Annotated in this window: 5 protein-coding genes; all 5 read right to left on the minus strand. The window is 42.2% G+C overall.

Annotated features, from left to right (window positions below; translation table 11 throughout):
• Positions 1-213 precede the first annotated feature (213 nt).
• Complete coding sequence (locus B9G53_RS09775) at positions 214-4917, minus strand: type I polyketide synthase (RefSeq protein WP_094531646.1); 4704 nt, start codon at positions 4915-4917, stop codon at positions 214-216.
• A gap of 189 nt (positions 4918-5106) precedes the next feature.
• Positions 5107-8607, minus strand: a complete 3501-nt coding sequence (locus B9G53_RS09780; protein ID WP_094531648.1) for a non-ribosomal peptide synthetase — start codon at positions 8605-8607, stop codon at positions 5107-5109.
• 32 nt (positions 8608-8639) lie between these two features.
• Positions 8640-15221 (minus strand): non-ribosomal peptide synthetase, encoded by a 6582-nt coding sequence (locus tag B9G53_RS09785; protein ID WP_094531650.1) that lies wholly within the window; start codon positions 15219-15221, stop codon positions 8640-8642.
• Positions 15218-19936, minus strand: coding sequence for a type I polyketide synthase (locus B9G53_RS09790; RefSeq protein ID WP_094531652.1), 4719 nt, complete (start codon positions 19934-19936; stop codon positions 15218-15220). The genes B9G53_RS09785 and B9G53_RS09790 overlap by 4 nt, the downstream gene beginning before the upstream one ends.
• Positions 19936-23358: a non-ribosomal peptide synthetase gene (locus B9G53_RS09795; RefSeq protein WP_094531654.1), complete on the minus strand. Its 3423-nt coding sequence runs from the start codon at positions 23356-23358 to the stop codon at positions 19936-19938. The genes B9G53_RS09790 and B9G53_RS09795 overlap by 1 nt, the downstream gene beginning before the upstream one ends.
• Positions 23359-23396: the final 38 nt, after the last annotated feature.

Below are 23396 nucleotides of genomic sequence, written 5' to 3' on the forward strand. Positions count from 1 at the left end.
TATTTGTCCCACCCKCTGCACCTGAAGCAAGGGTTACGATTTGCTTTGCCCAAAAATATGGATGAGTTGCGGCTTTTAGTCAAGAATCGTCTCTCTGAGATGACTAAATCTGTCATTGCCTCTATTGTCGGTTGGGCTTCCATTCTTGATGCTCTATCTGTAGCCTCTCTTTTGTGATTTGGTATTACCCCAGTAAGGGGTTAGTTTTTGGTATTATTTCTGTAGTCTCTTTTCGCGTCGCCTTTCGCCACGATCTCGTCTTTGCTTAGTGGGATCGCTCTCGGTGGTTGTGGGATTAACAACTTCCGCGATGGTACCGACGGTTGGTGCTTTATAGAGGGTGGCGACGGGAATATTTGACTTGAACTCTTGATTCAATTTAGCAATGACTTGTAAGCCAATTAAAGAATCGCCTCCTAATTCAAAGAAATTATCGTAAATTCCTACGCGATCAACACCGATAATCTGTTGCCAAATCTTGGCGATCGCCTGTTCAGTTTGGTTACGGGGGGAGACATAGGCATTAGCTAGTTCAGGTCGGGGATGATAGCTTTGAGAGCTAGTATTTTCCTCTGAGGCTTCTTGGAATGAGGCTATGGATAGGGACTGATAACGCTCAATTAATTGCAGTAGGTCTTGAGTTGAAATAGCAACGCGAGGACTAGGGCTTTGTAAAACTCGTTTAAAAATTTCTACGCCTTCTGCTGGAGATGGTCCATCAAGGATCATTGTCTCAGCCTCATTTTGGCTTGTTGATTTAGGTGATCGCTTGGCAGCATTTACGGACATTCCCACCTCTTTCCAGTCAGTCCAATTAATTGCCACTGTAAAAGTACTGTCTCGCGCAGTTTTCGCATAGGCATAGGCATCGAGAAAGTCATTTGCCGCACAATAACTGACTTCTCCAAATTTAATGCCATGCAATAGAGAACTGAGGGAAGAGCAGAGTAAGAGAAAATCCAGTTGCGTATCCTGCAATAGTCGATCTAATACCAGAGTCCCTCTGAATTTTGGCGCTAAGGCTGGAGCGATGGTGGTACGATCGCGCCGAGCAATTACGCCGCCATAGTCGGGGACACCTGCGGCATGGAGTACGCCATTAATCTTGCCAAAGCGCTGCTCTGCTTGGGTAATTACTGCTTGCATCTGTTCAAGATTGGATACATCAGCGCTAATTGCCCATACTTCTGCACCCAAAGCTTCCATACTTTGCAGTTGCTTAATTTTTTGAGAAGTCTCATCTTCCTCATCGCGGGTATCTAACCAATTTGACCAGTCTTGATGGTCGGGAAAAGGCGATCGCCCAATTAAGATCAACTTGGCTTTAGCTGTTTCGGCTAGATATTTAGCAAAGGCAAGCCCCATACCGCCCATGCCGCCTGTGATCAGATAGACTCCTGACTCCCTAATCCGACAATTGGGAGTTTGGTAATTCGATGCAGTTAAGGGATTTGCAGGAAATTGGCGTGGCTCAAATTGCTGTACCCATCGATAGTTGCCGCGATAGGCGATCGCCACATCCGAGGTGGGCGTAATAATTTCGCGTAGTAATTGCTCAGCCAATTTCGCATTGGGTTGATTTTCGGCTCCTAGCGTAATATCCACACTGCGGCAACGAATATTTGGATATTCCTGTGGCACGATCTGCACTGCCCCCAGTAGAGTCGCTTTTTCGGGACAGAGATTTTCTGTGCCTGTGACTTCTTGTAGATCATTGGAAATCACGACGATATCTAAATTCTCAGATGAGAAGTGATTACCTAAGGCTTGAGTGGTAAAAATCAGACTATGCAGTCCCAGATCTAAAACTTGATGCTCATCTTTCAAGACATCATCGACAGTAAGTTGCTTTCTATTCACATTCCATAAATGGATAATGTGACTTAATCTTTTGCCGCGACTTTGGAGATTATCCCTTAATTCTCGAATTAAGTTTTCATAGTTAGATGATTGACTGGGATTAATGCTGTAACTGCGATCGCCTAATTTTGCAAATTCGCTACCAATCGTGACTGTAGTTATATCTTGCTGCTCAGCCTTGAGGCACTCGATCAGGAGATCGCTGAGTTGACAGTCATCGACAAAGATTAACCAGCCTAGATCGCGAGGCAATAAACTCAGTTCGGCAATGGGTGAAACTGATTGTTTCCATGCAGGAATATAGAACCAATCCGAAATATCAGGTTTTCTAATTTCCTCGGCTGTTGATTGATTTAGATTAGCTAAGGCGATCGCCGTTTGCTTGGGTTCAATCCAGTAGCTTTGACGCTCAAAGGGATAGGTGGGTAAGGGAATACGATGGCGATCTTCATCGATGTAAAAGCTTGTCCAGTCGATGGGAACACCTGCGAGCCATAGCTGACCGAGGGTAGTAAATAGAAAAGCTAAATCTGATTGGGTATCTTGAGGATGAGGCAGAGAAGATAAAATATTCAGAGGTGATCGCGCTACCTGTTGACGCGCCAAAGTGCTTAAAGTTTTCCCTGCGCCAACTTCTAACAGTAAGTTTTGTGGCTCTTTAAGAATTTGTTGTAAACCTTCCGCAAATTTTACGGTTTGGCGAATATGTCTCAGCCAATATTGTGGATCAGTGGCTTCGGTTTTGGTAATCCATGTACCTGTGACGTTAGAGACATAGGGAATTTGGGGAGGATGAAGATTAACTTTGGCTAATAGAGTCAGAAAATCAGGTAGCATCGGTTCCATCATCGCTGAATGGAAAGCATGGGAGGTATGAAGGCGGCGATAATTTAATTCCTTGGCTGCGAGTTGTTTTTCGAGATTGGCGATCGCTTCTAAAGAACCAGCTAATACCGTTGATGATGGGGTATTAATGGCGGCGATGGCTAGATCGGGGGTGAGGAAGGGAGCGATTTCGGTTGCTGATAAAGAGACGGCTAACATCGCCCCTGCGGGCAACTGTTGCATTAATCTGCCCCTTGCCGCCACAAGCTTGATGGCATCTTCTAGATCAAAAACTTGGGCGAGGCAAGCCGCCACATATTCGCCAATGCTATGCCCGATCATCGCTTGAGGTTTTACGCCCCAAGATATCCATAGTTGTGCCAAGGCATACTCGATCGCAAAAATTGCGGGTTGAGCGATCGCTGTTTGTTGTAACTGTTGCTGTGCTTCCTCTGTCCGACCTGCTACAGGATATAAAATCTGGCGCAAATCTAGTCCCAAGTGGGGAATTAATAAATCACAACAGCGATCGAGATGTTCCTGAAAAACTGGTTCATGTCGATAAAGCTCTTGCCCCATGCCCACATATTGAGAACCTTGCCCCGAAAACATCATCGTTACTGGGCGAGTTTTTAAATCCGTAAACTGGCTCAAAACCTTTTGCAGATCGTTACTCTCTAAGGCAGCGATCGCCTCTTGAATTTTGGCGCTATTATTCTCACAAATTAGCATCCGTCGATGCTCGAAGGCTTGCCGTCCTACTTTTAGGGTGAAGGCAATATCTGCAAGATTGAGTGCGTCGGCGGTTGCCCGAAGATAGCTCGCTAAATTGGCTTGGGCTTGATTTAATGCCGTGGCAGTTTTTGCCGAAAGCAGTAGCAATTGATAGGGACGTGATTCGCCAGAAGGAGAAAGTGCTGGCGCTTCTTCCAAAATCACATGGGCATTAGTACCACCAATGCCAAAGGAACTTACTCCAGCCCTTCTTGGGGCGATCGCTTCCCATTCTCTAAGTTTGGCATTGACATAGAAAGGACTATTAGCAAAATCAATCTTGGGATTTGGAGTTTCAAAATGCAAGCTGGGGGGGATTTGTTTATGCTTGAGGGCTTGGACGGTTTTGATTACCCCTGCAATCCCTGCGGCTGCGTCTAGATGCCCGACATTAGTTTTGAGAGAACCGATCGCACAGAAGCCCTTTTGATCGGTGCTTTGTTGAAAAGCTTTGGTGAGCGCCGCAATTTCGATGGGATCGCCCAGATCTGTCGCCGTACCGTGGGCTTCGATATAGGTAATTGTGTCGGCATCAACTTCAGCGATCGCCTGAGCTTCGGCAATTACCGCCGCCTGTCCTTCGACACTAGGCGCGGTATAGCCCACCTTCATCGCACCATCATTGTTAATTGCCGACCCTTTAATCACCGCATGAATGTAATCACCATCTGCGATCGCCTCGGTCAAGCGCTTCAGTACGATCACACCTACGCCATTCCCGCCGATCGTTCCCTGAGATTGGGCATCAAAGGCGCGACAATGACCATCGGGCGAATAAATCATTCCCTGTTGATAGAGATAACCTGTCTTTTGAGGAACTCTGACGGATACGCCGCCAACTAGCACCATGTCACATTCACCGCTCAGTAGGCTCTGACTGGCTAAATGCACAACTACGAGAGAAGTGGAACAAGCGGTACTGACGTTGATGCTTGGTCCTTTGAGATTGAGTTTATAGGAAGTTCGCGTTGCTACGAAGTCCTTATCATTACCTAGAAAAACTTGAAAAGCGACGGTTGCATCAAGGTTCTGCATCATCGGTACGAGATTGTTGTAGAGATAGCTATTCGTACCAGTCCCCGCATAGACCCCGATTGCCCCTTGATAGGTTTCAGGGTCGTAGCCTGCATTTTCTAAGGCTTCCCATGCACATTCTAGAAATAAGCGATGTTGAGGATCGACTATTTCTGCTTCTTTAGCACTAAAGCCGAAGAAATTCGCATCAAACAGATCAACATTTTCTAAGAGTCCATTCGCTTTGACATAATTAGGTTGACTTAGTAGCTCTGGATCGATACCTGCGGCGATTAGCTCTGCATCAGAAAATTGGGAAATCGACTCTACACCATCACGAAGATTGTTCCATAATGCCTCAACATTATTCGCTTTGGGGAAGCGTCCCACAATGCCAATGATGGCAATATCGGAATCGCGAATATTATCTTCATGTAAAGCCATATTAATCTATCCTTTTCAATTCTGTTGTTAAATGCTTGCTGATGCTGCACACCAACCTTAGAAACCATTTAAGAATTACTTTCTGCGGTCAAAGATGCTAAGAAATCCCCCTCAATCCCCCTTGTAAAGGGGGAAGAAGAAAATTCTCCCCCCTTTACAAGGGGGGCTGGGGGAGATCTGGACAGTTTCTTACGAGTCATGGCTATTGGGTAAACGTGACTTCAATCGGTTTTGACGCTGTTGCTTCATCAAATCTTGACGACTTTTCCGATTTTCGGCACGGTTAGGCTCAGGTGCTTCTGGTAAGCCTTGGCTGAGATGCTCAGCTAAGGCATGGATATTGGGATAGCGAAACAGGATTACCATTGATACTTGGGAACCAAACAGATTTTGTAATTTGCTATAGGCTTGGACTAACAGCAAGGAATTACCGCCAATTTCAAAGAAGTTGTCATAGATGCCGACATTGTTTATTTGCAAAACTTCTTGCCATACTGAAGCGATTAAGCGTTCTGCTGCCGTTTGGGGCATGACATAATCATCGACTGCTTGCGATCGCATCTCTTCAGGTGAAGGTAGAGCCTTTTTGTCCACTTTGCCATTGGGAGTCAAAGGTAACTTGTCCATTACCACAAAAGCAGCAGGAATCATGTAGTCGGGCAAGTTCTCTTTGAGAAAGTTGCGTAATTGACTAGTAGTTAGCTCTGTTTCTGGCTTAGCAACCACATAGGCAATGAGGGATTTATTGCCAAGGGGATCGTCTTTGGCAATCACAATTACATCCTGTACAAGTTCATGGCGGGCGATCGCAGATTCAACCTCCCCAATTTCAATGCGAAATCCACGAATCTTGACTTGGAAATCAATGCGTCCCATAAATTCAATATTGCCATCGGCAGTATATTTGGCAAGATCGCCAGTGCGATACAATCGCTCCAAAGGCGATCGCCCATAGGGATTGAAAATAAACTTCTCTGCATTGAGTTCAGGGCGATTTAGATAGCCTCTCGCTAAGCCATCTCCTCCAACATATAGTTCACCGACTACACCAACGGGGACTATCTGTTGGTGGCGATCGAGGATATAAGTTTGGGTATTAGCGATCGCCTGACCAATAGGAATACTGATCGCGTTAGGTGCAATCTGGTCGATTAAGTACCATGTGGAAAAGGTCGTGTTCTCAGTTGGTCCATATACATGGAGGAGTCTAGTAGGCTTGCCCTTCGCCATGATTATGCGTACTGACTCCGCATCGACAGCTTCGCCACCGAAGAGAAGATTTGTTAAGGGAGCAAAGGTTTCGGGTTTCTGTCGGGCAATTTGATTGAATAGGGCGGTAGTCAAGAAGAGAGTCGTGATCTTCTGCTCTAGAATAGTTGCTGCTAAGCTTTCAGGTGTAAGGACTGTTTCTTTACTAATCCCAATTACCATCACGCCATTGAGTAATGCTCCCCATATTTCAAAGGTTACAGCATCAAAGGATGCGTTAGAAGCCTGTGCGATCCGATCTTCGATCCCAATATTAATGTAATTAGTGTTGATTACTAAACGCGAAATTGCCTTCTGTTCGACTTCTACGCCTTTGGGTTTACCTGTCGAGCCTGAAGTATAAATTACATAGGCGAGACTGTTGCCTGTAGCTTGATTCTGCGGGTTATTGCAAGAGTTAGGAATTTGGCTAATTTCCTCCCATTCACTATCTAGACAAATAATCTCATGTCCATGCTTGGCAAAGCGCTCTGCTTGCTGTTGCTGAGTGATGACGAATCTCACCCCTGCATCGGTCAACATTAGTTCTAAGCGATCGTCAGGATAATCTTGATCTAAAGGCACATAGGCTGCTCCTGCTTTCAAGATCCCCAAAAGACCTATCAGCATCTCGATGCTTTGGTTAACACAGATACCTACTAATTCCTGTTCTCTGATTCCCTTGTTTTGCAAATAATGGGCTAGCTGATTGGCTCTGCTATTTAGTTCCGCGTAACTAATCTCGGTTTGTCCAAATCTTGCGGCGATCGCTTCTCCCCTTACCTTTACCTGTTCTTCAAAGATGGCAGCGATACTTTTTTCTTGTGGATAAGTGGTTGCATTAGCATTCCATATCTCTAGGATTTGCTGCTGTTCAGCGACAGTTAAGATGGGAATTGTATGGATCGGGGTGTCGCGATCGCCAACGATCTGCTCTAGCAAATTTTGGTAATGCTGGCTCATGCGTAGCATCGTGGCGCTATCAAATAGATCGCTGTTATAACCCCAGTCTAAGACTAAACCTGCACTCGTTTCCCAAGCATTTATTTCTAAGTCAAATTTGATGACTTTATTTTTAATATCCTTGAGAGGGGCTAACTGGAGATTTGATAACTCAATCGCTAGCAAAGGCGCACTCTGAAGCGCAAAGGTCACTTGCACAATCGGATTAAAGCTCAAGTCTCGCTCTAGCTGCAATTCTTCTACTAATTTTTCAAAGGGTAAGTCTTGATGGGCGTATGCTTCAAGGGTAACTTTTTTGGTTTGATGGAGAAGTTCTTTAAAAGTGAGATGATCGCTGAAATTGGCTCTTAGGGCTAAGGTATTCACAAAAAAGCCAATAAGGTTCTCAATTTCGCTGCGGTTCCGATTCGCGATCGGACAGCCCACTAAAATGTCGGTTTGACTTGTATAGCGATAAAGCAGAGTTTGAAATGCCGCTAGTAAGGTCATAAACAGAGTTACGCCTTCACCATTGCTTAAGGCTTTGAGTGCATCTGATAGAGATTTTGATAGATAGAAGATTTGGCGATCGCCTGCATTGGATTGCACGGTTGGACGGGGGCGATCTGTAGCTAGTTGCAGCAAAGGATTAACATCACGAAGCCGTTCTTTCCAATAGGATAGTTGAGTATCTAAAACTTCACCCTGTAGCCATTCTCTTTGCCATACCGCAAAATCAGCATACTGAATCGATAAGGGCGGTAATGGTGAGGGTTTACCTTGGGCTAAAGCTTCGTAAATCAGACCTAATTCTCGAAAGAAAATATCTAACGACCAGCCATCACAAATAATGTGGTGCATTGTCAGCAAGAATATATGATCATCTGAGGCTAGACGTAATAGCTTGGCGCGGAGTAATGGACTTTGGGATAGATCGAAGGGTGTTTTAGTTTCAATTTCAGCTAATCTATTTAATTCTTGTTTCTGGTCACTTGCTGTCAAGGATTGCAGATCAATCATCGGCAAATCAATTTCTAGATGGTTCGCGAAATTTTGGACAGGCTGTTGATCGATCACGCTAAAAGCCGTTCGTAGACTTTCATGGCGTTGGGCGATCGCCTGTAAACTTTGTGAAAATATCTCTATATCTAGATTGCCTGTCATCCGATAGGCTAATGGTACGTTATAGACTGACTTATTAGCCGTAATCTGATCGATGAGCCAAAGTCTCTGTTGAGCAAAAGACAATGGTAAATGCTGATCTCTAGGTACTGGCTTAATCGAAGTTAAATTAGAGCGTGTAGAATTTTTAGCCTGCTGAATCTGTTGAAAAAATTGTACAACTTCAGCTTTACGTTCCTTAAGTTGAGCCATCAAAGCTGGAGTAAAGGCATTTTTCGCCGCCTTGTACCGTAAATCTGTCCCTTCAAGCCATAGTTCTATATTCTGCCGCCGCAGTTCTGCCAAAAAATCTTCAATCTTGCTCGTATTATTGCTCATATTATTACCAATATATTTCACTCATGTGTTGGCTATAGAAGACCTTCTGTATATTCATCCTCTTCATCAACATCCCCATCAAAACTAGTACTTAAAGCATCTCCTGAAGCCCAAAGGACCGTATCTATGCGATCGCCTATCTCAGCAATAGTTGGTAATTCAAACAGTAAGCTGAGGGGTAAATCCAATGAAAAGAGCTGTGGTAAGCGTGACATGACTTGAGTGGCAATTAATGAATGTCCTCCTAATTCAAAGAAATTATCATGGATGCCAATTTGTTCTATTTTGAGGATTTCCTGCCAAACTTTAGCGATCGCCTTTTCTGTGGCTGTACTAGGTGCTACAAAGCTACTTTCTAAACTAGGGCTAGCTAAATCTGGTGTAGGTAAGGATCGGCGATCGACTTTGCCATTGGGGTTTAGAGGCAGCTCATCCAAGAACACAAAAAATGCAGGAATCATATAGTCAGGCAATTTCTCTTTTAAAAAGCTCCTAATCTCTTTGCCCGTCAATGATTCTATCTTCGGGACAACATAGGCAACTAATTGTTTACTACCTCTTTCGTCATCACAAGCTATAACTATTGTCTCTCTTACATTCTCTTGCAGTCTTAAGGCTGTTTCTATCTCTCCTAATTCGATCCTAAATCCTCTTATCTTTACTTGAAAATCACTTCTCCCTAAAATCTCAATATTGCCATCAGGTAAATACCTGCCTAAATCACCAGTTTTATAGAGTCTTATACTGTCTGATTCAGTAAACCTATGATGAATAAATTTTTCAGCCGTTAATTCTGGTCGTTCGAGATAACCTTTGGCTAGCCCATCACCCGATACATAGATTTCTCCAACTACACCGATAGGAATAGGATTTAGATCGCTATCTAAAATATACATCTGCGAGTTAGCAATAGGCTTACCTATGGGGATTGTAACCGCTTCTTCGTCAATAGACTCCACTAAGTACCAAGATGAAAAAGTCGTGTTTTCTGTTGGGCCATAAACATGGAGCAAGCGATCAGGTGAACCTTGTTCAAGTATTTCTCTTACTGCTTTTGGATCAGATGCCTCACCGCCAAATAAAAGGTTGCTTAGAGGACTAAAAGCATCTGGAATCTGTTTTGAAACTTGATTAAATAATGCTGTTGTCAAGAATAAAGTTGTAATCTGATGTTGTCTAATCTGCTTAGCCAATTTTTGGGGAGAAAGCAAAACTTCTTTAGTAATACCTATTAGTTTTGCTCCATTTAGTAATGCTCCCCAAATCTCAAAGGTAGCTGCATCAAAAGCAATATTTGAAGCTTGGGCAACGCGATCTCTAGGGCTTAACTGGATATAGTTTGTATTAATGACTAGTCGATTAACAGCTCGATGTGGAACTACAACTCCTTTAGGTTCGCCTGTAGAGCCTGAGGTATAGATTATATAAGCAATGCTCTCGGCTGTAGTATTGCTAGATAGATCTTCTTTGCTCTCTTTGGCGATCATCTCCCATTCACGATCTAACTCAATAACTAATAATTGACTATCGAGAAAGTTGTTTCTTAGGTTTTGCTGTGTAACTAATATCTGTACTTGAGCATCAGCTAACATGTAATCAATGCGATCACTTGGATAGTTGGAATCAATTGGTAAATATGCCCCTCCCGCTTTTAAGATGCCAACGAGTCCGATAATTGTATCAATAGAGAGTTCTACACAAATTCCAATTGGTTGATTATTACCCACACCTAATTTATGTAAATAGCGGGCTAATTGATTGGCTCTTTGGTTTAGCTCTCGATAACTAATTTGCTGGTCTTCATAAACAACAGCGATCGCATCTGGATTTTTCTCAACCTGTGCCTCAAATAATTGAGTAATAGTTTTATCTCTAGGATATTCTGACTGAGTCTGCTGCCATTCGACTAAGATTGTTTGTCTTTCTGTTTCTGTGAGGATTGGTAATTCTGCAATTCGTTGTTGGGGATTTCTTACAATTGCTTCTAGTAGAGTTTGAAAATGTCCGATCAGACGTTGAATTGTACTAACATTAAATAGGTCACTATTATATTCAAAGACCCCTGTAATTTCTGAACCTGTCTCTTGTAGCCCTAGCGTTAGATCTACCTTGGTTGTACCTGTATGGCTCCATATAGGTATTAGCTCCAGATCTTCGGAGAATTTAGCAGTCTGAGATGGTGTATTGAGAAGACTAAACATAGCTTGGAATAGAGGTGCATAGCTAAGTTCTCTTTTTATTTGCAAAGCTTCGATTAGTTGCTCTAGAGGCAAATCTTGATGTGTATAAGCAGCAAGAGTAACTGCTCTCACTTTGCCTAATAGTTCATCCACGGCGGGATTGCCTGATAAGTCTATGCGAATTGCTAAGGAGTTAACCAGCAAGCCAATTAAGCTCTCAGTTTCAACTTGATGGCGACCTGCGATCGGCGTACCGACGATGATATCTGTCTGACCAGAATACCGAGCTAGCAGAATCTGGAAAGCTGCTAACAGGATCATAAAAATAGTGGTTTCTGTTCTCTGGGCAAGATTTTTAATTTGTGCTGTTAAAGCAGCCGATAAAGATATGGGTTGAGTTACACCTCGAAATGTTTGGATTAAAGGTCGGGGACGATCTGTGGGTAAGCTGAGGATTGGTAATGGTTCTGCTAGCTGTTGTTGCCAATAGTTTGTGAGCGATCGCAACATTTCACCTTGTAACCATTGCCTTTGCCAAACTGCAAAATCTACATAGCGAATTGGTAAATCTTTGAGTGATATAGGTTTGTTGTGGAGATAACTTTGATAAAGTTCTGCTAATTCTTGCATGAATATATTGAGCGACCAGCCATCAGTAATTATGTGATGGAAATTAATGATCAATACGCGATCGCAATTGGTTAGCTCTAAAATTTTGATGCGAAATAGTGGAGGTTTAGCTAAGTTAAAGGGCTGACGAATTTCTGTGTCTATTAGCTGCTGTAGACTTTCTGGTGTGGTTTCTGAGTCGATCTTGACTACTGTAAAAGCTAGCGAAATAGTTTCCGCGATCGCACAGACAATCTGTTCATTCACAGAGACAAAGCTAGTTCTCAAGATTTCATGTCGCTTTAATAGTGCCATCAAGCTCTCTTCTAGAATGGTGATCTCTAGTAAGCCAGATATCCGATAGACAATAGGAATGTTATAAGTTGCGCTATTGGGTTCAAACTGTTGTAGAAACCACATCCGTTGTTGGGCAAAAGAAACTGGCTCATAGGTAGAACGCTCTGTAGGAACAATTGGCGAAATTTGGTATCCTTGCTGATTTTGGTAAGCTGATTCGATCTCTCTACTTAAGCCTGCGATCGTTGGTTCTCTAAACAAAGTCTGTAATGGCAAATCAATCGAAAAAGAGTCACGCACTCTTGCCATAACTTGCATAACCTTGAGCGAATGCCCACCCATTACAAAGAAATTATCGTGAATACTAACAGATTTTATTCCTAGAACATTACTCCAGATACTTACCAGCAGATCTTCAATCGGTGTGCGAGTATCTTCAATAACAGCCTCGGATTGGCTCTGGAAAGATGTCGGAGTAGGTAGCGAGCGGCGATCTACTTTTCCATTCGGGGTTAACGGAAGAGACTCTAACTCTATAAAAAGCGCTGGAACCATATATTCTGGCAACTGTTGTCTTAAAACACGACGCAGTTCTAAAATGTCTATATCAACTTGGTCGGGAACGATGTAAGCCACTAGATAGTTATCATCTAAGCTTTCTTCATGTAAAAGTACAACAGCTTCTCGAATATAAGGTTGCTGGAGCAGAACCGATTCAATTTCACCTAATTCAATACGAAAGCCCCGTAACTTGACTTGAAAATCAATACGCCCCAAATACTCGATCGCACCATCAGCCAAATAACGAACGCGATCGCCAGTTTTATAAAGTCTTGCCTCAGGATGTTTACAAAAAGGATCAGGAATAAACCTTTCAGCAGTGAGGTCAGGACGATTGAGATAGCCACGCGCCACCTGCACACCACCAATATGCAATTCACCTGCCACACCAATCGGCACAGGTTGCAGTTGCTCATCAAGGACATACAACTGAGTATTCGCCAAAGGTCTACCAATCGAGACGCTGCGATCGCCAGACTTCACCTGAGAGATCGTCGCCCAGACCGTCGCCTCAGTAGGTCCATAGAGATTCCAGACAAAACCATTGTGACTAGCTAGAGATGTAGCCAAAGGTAATGGCAGATTTTCACCACCACAAAACACTTTAAAATTCTTACCACCTTGCCAACCCACCTCTAAGAGCATTCGCCAAGTCGAAGGAGTAGCCTGCATACAAGTTGCCTGTTCAGAGTCAATTAATTGCCGTAACTGCATCGCATCCCGCGCAACATCACGACTAGCGATCGCTAATTTCGCACCCACTAACAGAGGCAGATAAAGCTCCAACACCGCAATATCAAAACAGATCGTTGTTACCGCAACTAAAACATCATCTGAAGAAAGGATCGGAATTGTTTGCATACTTAGCAAAAAGTTTGTGACCCCCTTATGCAAGACTTGCACACCTTTGGGTTTACCAGTGGAACCTGAAGTGTAAATTACATAGGCTAATTGATTAGAGTTTATAAGAACATCGGGATTATGTATTGCTTCCTGAGTTAGTTTGTTTCTGTTTCCATCTAAGCTAATGATTAGTCCTGAATAATCTTGGGGTATAAGGCTATCTTGAGTAACTAGTATCTGAGCTTGAGAATCGCTGAGCATATATTCAATGCGATCGCGAGGATAGCTAGGGTCAATTGGCACATAGGCAGCCCCTGCTTTAAGAATACCAAGTAATCCCACTAGCATATTGAGAGAGCGTTCTAGACAAATACCAATTAGCTGCTCTGGTTGGATGCCGATGGCTAAGAGGTGATGGGCTAGTTGATTGGCTTTTTGGTTTAGTTCTTGATAGGTGAGTTTTTGGTTTTTATAAGTAACAGCGATCGCATCAGGAGTACGTTGGATTTGCAATTCAATTAGCTTATGGAAGCAAATATTTTCAGGATAGCTAACTGCTGTATCATTCCAATCAATCAGAATTTGTTGCTGTTCAGATGCACTTAGTAAAGGTATTTGGCTAATTTTTTGTTGAGGGTTGGTGGCAATCGCTTCTAAGAGATTTTGGAAATGCCCAATCATGCGCTCAATTGTCGAGCGTTCAAACAAATCAGTATTATATTCAAATAGTCCCTGTAAACCTTGATCAGTTTCCATCATTTCTATATTGAGGTCAGCTCTTGCTGCAAAATGATCGGTTTTAAAAGCCTCAATCTGCAAATTTGGTAAATCTAAAGCCTCGATTTGTACATTTTCCCAAGCAAACACGACCTGAAATAGAGGACTATGACTGAGTGATCGCTCTGGTTGTAAAGCTTCTACTAATTGCTCAAAAGGCAAATCCTGATTAGCATAAGCATTTAGAGACGTTTGACGTATTTGTTGCAATAGCTCTAGAAAAGTTGGATCACCATGAAATTGCGATCGCAATACTAAGGAGTTGACAAAGCATCCCATCAAGGATTCAAATTCCACACGCATTCGATTAGCGATCGGGATACCGACAACAATATCTTCTTCGCCAGTATATCGAGCCAGTAAGATGAAAAAGGCTGTGATGATTGTCATGAACAATGTCACCCCAGATCTTTGACTGAGGTTCTTTAAGCGATCGGTCAAGCCTGCACTAATCTCAAAGAATTCTGCACCTCCATTAAAGGTTTGTACAGGTGGTCGAGGTCGATCAGTTGGTAATTCTAGAACTGGTGGAATACCTGCTAATTGCTTTTCCCAATAGGTTATTTGATCTACTAAAGTATCTTTAGTTAAGTGTTGATTCTGCCATTGAGCAAAATCAGCATATTGAATAGGAAGATTAGGAAGAGTGACAGGTTTTGCCTCTACAAAAGATTTATATAGTGAGGATAGTTCTCGCAAAAATATGCCAATTGACCAAGCATCAGCAATGATGTGATGGAATGTAATTAATAATATGTGTTCTTGAGGAGCTAAGCGCAGTAATGTTACACGTAAGAGAGCATCTTTTTCTAATTTGAAGGGAGTTTGAGCCTCTTGATTTGCCAATCGATGTAACTTAGTTTCTCGATCTGTCGATGCAAATTCTTGTAAATCAATTACTGACAATTTGACTGGTTGAGGTGGATGAATTATTTGAAATGGATTACCCTCTATCTCTAGAAAGTTTGTCCGTAAGATTTCATGACGGCTAACAATTTCTGTTAGGCTTCGTTCTAGAATGTCTATGTACAGAATACCTGTCAGTTTTAGGTTATACCTTAATTGATAAGCAGCAACATCGCGATCGAGCTGATAGAGAAACCATAGTCTTCTTTGTGTAAAGGATAGCTCCAAATTTTGTTGACGCGAAACAAGAGGAATTGGTGCAGAAGCTGGGCTAAGACGACTCAGTAATTCAATAATCTCAGCTTTGTGGGAGGCAATTTCTGCCTTTAGTTCTGGATTCATAACATCCTGAGGCGCGTTAAACCGCAATCGACCTTGATCGACCCAAAGCTGAATATCTAATGCTCGTAAATATGCTAAAAGCTCATTGGTACTTCTCATATTTCGCCCTCCTCGCGATCGCTGGTAGATAAGTGAGAATCTGATACTAAACCTTGTGACTTTAAGTGACTATCGTTTACATAATCAGCCAATCTAGCTACTGTTGGTTCGGCAAATAAATAGCTGAGGGGCATCTCTATTTGTAAAGATTGACGGATTCGCGATATTAATTGAGTTCCTAATAAGGAATGTCCTCCTAACTCAAAAAAGTTGTCATATATACCAACGGACTCTATGCCTAGTAGCTGTTGCCAAATTTCTGCTAGACTTTTTTCTATTTCATTGGTGGGAGCGACATAGGCTGTATTCAGATGAGGTCGAGCATGGCTAGATTTTGCCAGATCTGAGCGTAGAGATGTAGAAGTTTGTGAGTCGCTCTCCAAGGGAGAAAGTTGGGTGAGGCGGCTATACAAATCGCGCGTTGATACTAAAACTTGAGATAAATTAGTCCCAAGGAGACGATTAAACACTTCCATTCCTTCCTCGGGCAGAATACCATAGCCCAATGCTGATTGATAGCTATCTTGCAAATCCTGTGGCATCTGTATATCCACTGCCATTCCTACTTCCTGCCATGTATCCCAATTAATACTAATTACGGGGCTATGCCATTCTAAAGCAGTAGCCTGAGCAAAAGCATCTAAATAAGTATTTGCCCCACAGTAATCTACTTGGGCAAACACTCCTACAATTGCTGATAAGGATGAACAGAGAACTACAAAATCTAACGCTGTTTCTCTAAAAATTTGATAGATGACTAAGGTTCCTGCTACTTTTGGAGATAAGACCTGTGCCAACTCTGATTTTGTTTTTTGCTGCATGATGCTACCACTAGGGACACCAGCACAGTGGATTAAGCCATCGATTTTTCCAAATTTGGCGATCGCCTCTGCAACTAAAGTTTGCATATTATTTAAGTCAGCTACATCTACTTGAACTACCAAGATTTCTGCACCTAGTTGCTCCAGAGATTGAAGTTTTTGAATTGTTTGACTGGTGCGATCACTTTCAGGATGTTCTGTTAACCAACTTGACCAGCGATCGCGACTAGGAAATGCTGAACGACTAGTCAAAATTAACTTAGGCTTCACAACTTTGCTGATATGTTCCGCCAATGTTAAACCAATCCCGCCTAGTCCACCTGTAATTAGATAAACTCCTTCGGGGCGTAATTTGGACTTGCCAGAATTATTTGCTTCAACGTGAATTGGTTCATAGGTTTGCTGCCAGCGATGGTTACCTCGATAGGCGATTACTTGTGGGTGAGAAGCATTATTTGATTTGTCGCTAGATATATCAACTAGTTCCTCAACTAATTGAGCAATTAGCTTCTGTTCTTGTCTAGTTTCTGGTGGAGGTAATAAAATATCAATGCTGCGACAAGCAATTTGAGGATACTCTTTGGGAATAACTTTTAAGGCTCCTAAAATCGTTGCTTTTTCTGGGCATTGTTGCTCTTCATCAGCAACATTCTGCATATTATTAGAAATAGTAAACAAGCGTAATTGATGATTTAGATTTCGCTTGCCAATGGCTTGTGCCAAAAAGATAAGACTATAAAATCCTTTGATCTGGCATTGTTCAACCTGCTCCAAATTATTTGAGCGATCGCCTAGATAGTTATCCCTGTCACTATGATCAAGCATCCATAAATGGAGAATGTCATAGGACATAGTATGCAAATCAAGTAGATCCGTAATCAAAAGATCGTAATCTTTAGAATCATGTGGATTTAAAACATAGTTAAAATCATCGACCTTACTAAATTCCCCTCCTGCTTCCACGCATATTACATTTTGGTATAGCGTCTGTAAATGCGTAACTAATTTGGTAGTGAATCCCTTGCGATCGCCAAAGATCAAACAATGCTTATTAGCTAAGCTCTTAGTTGCTGAATAAACAGTAATCGGCGATCGCTTCCATGAGGGGATATAAAACCAATCGGCCAAATCTTTTTTGTGAGAGACTTTAGCATTGGGTAATTGCTGAGTAATCTGAGAATTTGATGGCTCAATCCAATAATATTGACGCTCAAAGGGATAGGTTGGTAATGGCAAACGGCGGCGCTTTTCTCTTTCATAAAAAGCATTCCAGTCAATACTAACCCCAGACATCCATAGTTGACCTAAAGCCGAAAGCAGAAAGGCTAAATCTGACTGCTTCTCTTGGGGATGCCGCAATGATGTGAGGATGACTTGTTCTAACTTTTTATCTGAATGTCTTTTTGCGAGGGTACTTAAGGTTCTACCTGCACCAATTTCTAATAAAACCTGTTGTGGTTCTTTGAATAGGATTTGCAGACCTGCTGCAAAATTAACGGGCTGGCGGATATGTCTCACCCAGTAATCGGGATCGGTGGCTTCTCTAGCGGTGATCCAGTTCCCAGACACATTAGATATATAGGGAATTTGAGGGGGATTTAAGCGCACTTTGGCGATATGAGATCGAAACTCCGCCAGCATGGGTTCCATCATGATTGAATGGAAAGCATGTGAGGTATGTAAGCGACGACAATCTACTTCTTGGGATCTCAATTTTTGTTCTAACCGCTCGATCGCTTCGATTGTGCCTGACACAACGCAAAGATTACTGCTATTGATGGCGGCGATGGATAAATCTGAACCTAGCAAAGGCTCTATCTCTTGCTCTGTTAAAGGGATAGCTAACATCGCACCTGCGGGAAGTTGCTGCATCAATTTTCCGCGTATTGCTACTAGGGCAAGTGCTTCTTCTAAGGTCATCACACCTGATAGACAAGCTGCGACATACTCCCCAATGCTATGTCCGATCATCGCTTTAGGTTTGATTCCCCATGAAATCCATTGCTGTGCTAGTGCATAGGCGATCGCAAAAATTGCTGGTTGGGCGATCGCGGTCTGTTGCAGTTGATGAGTTGATGACTCTAAGCGATCGGCTTTAGGGTAAATAATTTGCCTGAGATCGGTTCCTAAGATGGGGATGAGGATCTCACAACAGTGATCGAGATATTCGCGAAAAACTGCTTCGTTCTCATACAAATCCTTACCCATATTGACATATTGCGTTCCCTGTCCCGAAAACATGAATACAATAGGTGTGTTTGTGGATTCTGTACTTTGACTTAATAGCTTGAGAGAATCTTGTAAGTTAGCGATCGCCTCTATGGTATTCTCACAAACTAACATCCGTCGATATTGAAAGCTTTGTCGTCCCACCTGTAGAGTATAGGCAATATCCGCAAGTTGTTGCTGTGGATATGTCTGTAAATGGTGAGCTAAATTTACGGTTGCTGTATCTAGAGCCGTACTTGTCTTAGCTGATATGAGTAATAGTTGAAAGCGGCGCGACTCACTAGATAGTTCTAGTTCAGGTATTTGAGGTGCTTCTTCTAAAACTACATGCGCATTAGTGCCTCCTATCCCAAAGGAACTAACTCCAGCCCTTCTTGGACTATGATTACTTTCCCAATCCCGCAAAGTTGTGTTTACAAAGAAAGGACTATTACCAAAATCAATCTTGGGATTGGGTTTCTCAAAGTGCAAACTAGGGGGGATCTGTTGATGATGTAGTGCTAGGACGGTTTTGATTAATCCTGCGACCCCTGCGGCAGTATCTAAATGTCCGACATTGGTTTTTAAAGATCCGATCGCACAAAAATTTCCTTGCTTTGGTTGTCCCTGAGATTGTTCATTATTAGCGCGAAAAGCTTGATTGAGAGCCGCAATTTCGATCGGATCACCCAATTCCGTACCAGTGCCATGCGCTTCTATATAGCTAATCGTGGCAGGATCTATGCCAGCTAAGGATTGAGCCTCGGTAATTACTGCTGCTTGCCCATCAATACTAGGAGCTGTATAACCAATTTTCGCGGCTCCATCATTATTAATTGCTGCACCACGAATCAGTGCATAGATAAAGTCTCGATCCGCGATCGCATCACTCAATCGTTTGAGAACTACAATACCAACACCACTACCACCGACAGTTCCTTTCGCCTGAGCATCAAAGGTACGGCAATGTCCATCAGGAGAAAGAATCATTCCCTCTTGATATAAATAGCCTTGTTTTTGGGGAGTCCGAATTGCCACCCCACCCGCTAAAGCCATATCACATTGATAATTTAGTAAACTCTGACAAGCCATTTGTACCGTGACTAAGGAAGTCGAACAAGCCGTACTAACATTAATGCTTGGACCTTTGAGATTGAGCTTATAAGAAACCCTCGTTGACACAAAGTCTTTATCATTTCCTAAGAGTATTTGGTAATCACTCACTAATTGGGGTAATTCTTGATTGAGTGCAAGATTGTTTAACCAATAGCTATTGAGACTAGCTCCAGAGTAAACACCTATTTGACCATTATATATTTCAGGATTGTACCCAGCACTTTCGATCGCTTCCCAAGCAGTCTCCAAAAAAAGCCGATGCTGAGGGTCCATTACTTCAGCTTCACGCGCATTAAACCCAAAGAAATTTGCATCAAACCACTCAATGTCGGCTAGCGCCCCAAAAGCTTTTACATAATCAGGATTGGCTAATAGATTTGGATCAACAGAAAGCAAATCTTGTTCGTTAAAAAAAGAGATAGATTCCACTCCATCCCGCAAGTTTTGCCAGAACTGGTCAATATTCTTGGCTTTAGGGAACTTCCCTGACATTCCGATGATCGCGATTGGCTCAACCCCATCACCATAAGGCTCTAAATAAGCTTCTAAATCTTTTTCCAGATTATCCATTACCTTTTCTCCTTTGATTGCTGCTGACGCTGTTGTTGTAGCTTTAGAGCCTGTTTTTGTTTATCTGTGCGGTTAATCATGCGATCGCGAGATTGATCAGTCAATTTTTGATCGCGATCGTGATTAGCCCTATCGATGGCAAGATATTCGGCAAGAGCTTTAATCGTCGTATACCTGAATAGGTCAACTATCGAAATATCCCTATTCAACATTTGTTGTAATTGATCATGTACTTGGATCACTAAGAGAGAATTGCCACCAATATCAAAGAAATTATCGTGGATACCAACTCTTTCTAACCCAAGGACTTGCATCCAAATATTCGCAATTAAAGTTTCGTCAGCATTAGTGGGTACAGCAGATTCCCAATTTTCTCCTAAAATATCAGCACCAGTATCGGCTTGAGGAGTAGGTAAGGCACGGCGATCGACTTTGCCATTAGGAGTTAGTGGTAAATTATCCAAGAACACAAAGAAAGCAGGAACCATGTAATCAGGCAATTTCTCTTTCAAAAAGTTCCGAAGATATTTACTTGTCAATGATTCTGTCTTCGGAACAACATAGGCAACTAATTGTTTGCTACCTCTCTCAGCATCCAAAGCTATAACTATTGTCTCTCTTACATCCTCTTGCAGTCTTAAGGCTGTTTCTATCTCTCCTAATTCGATCCTAAATCCTCTTATCTTTACTTGAAAATCACTTCTCCCTAAAATCTCAATATTGCCATCAGGTAAATATTTGCCTAAGTCACCAGTTTTATAGAGTCTTATACTTTGTGATTCAGTAAAACTATGATTAATAAATTTTTCAGTCGTTAATTCTGGACGGTTAAGATAGCCACTGGCAAGACCAGCACCTGCAACATAGATTTCTCCTAAAATACCCACAGGAACTGCTTGTATATGAGGATCTAAAATATACATTTGCGAATTGGCAATAGATCTACCTATAGGAATAGTAGTTGTGCCTTCGTCAACAGACTCTACTAAGTACCAAGAGGAAAATGTTGTATTTTCTGTAGGTCCATAAACATGAAGCAAGCGAGTAGGACAGCCTTGTGCAAGTACTTCCCTTACTACTTTTGGATCAGATGCCTCACCCCCAAACAAGAGGTTACGCAGAAGACTGAAAGCATCTGGAACCTGCTTGGCAATCTGATTAAATAATGCTGTCGTCAAAAATAAAGTCGTAATCTGATGTTGTTTAATGTGATTGGCTAATTTTTGAGGAGAAAGTATAACTTCTTTATTAATACCAATTAGTTTTGCTCCGTTAAGCAACGCTCCCCAAATCTCAAAGGTAGCTGCATCAAAAGAAACATTTGAAGCTTGGGCAATGCAATCGCTCGAACTTAGTTGGATATAGTCTGTATTGAGAACTAGTCTATTTACTGCAAGGTTTGGCACAACAACGCCTTTAGGTTCTCCAGTAGAGCCTGATGTATAGATCACATAGGCAGTATTCTCAGCTTTGGTCTGGCTAAATGGGTTATCTTTAGACCCTTGCGTGATCGCTTCCCATTGACGATCCAAGTAAATCACTTGTGTTTGACTATCCGAAAATTTACTGCCTAAGCTTTGCTGAGTTAGTAGATATTTTACTTGCGCGTCTGCAAGCATATAATCTATACGCTCTGGTGGATAGTTGGCATCAATGGGTACGTAAGCTCCGCCTGCTTTAAGGATGGCAACTAAACCTATAATCATTTCTATTGAGCGGTCTATGCAGATCCCGACAAAAGTGTTTGGTTCTACTCCTAGTTTATGTAAGTGGTGAGCGAGTTGATTTGCCTTTTGGTTGAGTTCTTTGTAGGAGATTTGTTGGTCTTCATAGATAACTGCGATCGCTTCAGGATTCTTCTCTACCTGCATCTCAAACAATTGAGCAATAGTTTTGTCTCTAGGATATTCTGTCTGTGTCTGTTGCCATTCGATTAAGATTTTTTGTCTCTCGGCTGTCGTGAGAATTGGTAATTCTGCCACTCGTTGTTGGGGATTACTTACTATTCCTCCTAGCAAAGTTTTGAAATGTCCGATCAGCCCTTGAATTGTACTAGCATTAAATAGATCAGTGCTATAAACTACATCTCCTCTCAGCCCATCTGGAGATTCCCATAGATGCATTTCCAGATCGAAGCGCACCGATCCACTGTCAAAACTAACGATTTGGGATATTTCTAGATTGGGCAATTTAATTGATGGAAGTGGAGAGTTTTGCAAAGCAAACATTACTTGCACAATGGGATTATGGCTCAAGTGTCGTTCAGTCTTTAACTCCTCAACGAGGAGATCGAAGGGTAAATCTTGATGGGAATATGCGTCTAATGTGATTGCTTGAACTTGAGTGAGTAAATGTTCAAAGGTGGGATTATTGTCAACTTTAATTCTCAAGGGTAATGTGTTGGCAAAAAAACCAATCAAGTTCTCGATCTCGACACGGTTACGATTAGCGATTGGCGAGCCAATTACTAGATCCTGCTGTCCACTGTAGCGGTGTAAGAGAACAGCAAAAGCAGTAAGCAATGTCATAAATAGGGTTACACCCGATCGCTGACTTAATTTTTCTAATTGTTGCGTCAAGGGGCGATCGCATTGAAATGTTGCCACTGCTCCACGATAGGTCTGGGTCGATGGACGAGGGCGATCGCTAGGCAATTCCAATATCGGCAAAGCCCCATCTAGTTGCTGCTTCCAATAATCTAGCTGTGCTGCTAAGCGATCGCCTTGTAACCATTGATGCTGCCATCCGGCAAAATCGGCATATTGCACTGTTAAGGTAGGTAATGCAGGAGCAGTTTGATTACAAAATGCTTGGTAAAAGCTGGTTAAGTCATTAACTAATACACCCATCGACCAGCCATCAGAAATAATGTGATGGATTGTAATAATTAAAATATGAGATTCTTTGTCGAGCTTTAATAATTTAGTACGCCATAAAGTGTCAGTGCTAAGTTTGAAAGGAATTTGAGCTTCAGCTTTAATTAATTGCTTAACTTCTATGGACTGGCGATCTGCTGCCAAGTCTTGTAAATCAACTAAGGATAAATTAATAGCTTGGGTCTGTGCAATTACCTGCACAGGTTGTCCAGCGACTACATTAAAATTTGTGCGTAGAGTTTCGTGTCTTTGTACTAAAGCTTTCAGACTAAGTTCCAAATTAGTGATATCAAGGAACCCACTAAAACTCAAAGCGATGGAATTGTTATAGAAAGGGTTGTCAGGCTCAATTTGATAAAAGAACCACATTCTTTGCTGTGCAAATGACAGGATCGGATTTTTTTCTTGGCTGTTAATGTCTTGTGTTCTCAGAGAAATAGTTTCCGCAGAAGACATTGTGATTCCTTCCTCGGCCAGTAAGAGATCTAAAAGTTTTTCCTCATCGAGATTTGAGTCAGACATTTCCCAAAAATTTGTGCTTTTCATACATCTATAAATGTTTTGATGATCCTAAATACAGCAAA

The organism is Pseudanabaena sp. SR411 (genome assembly GCF_002251945.1).
Lineage (GTDB): Bacteria > Cyanobacteriota > Cyanobacteriia > Pseudanabaenales > Pseudanabaenaceae > Pseudanabaena.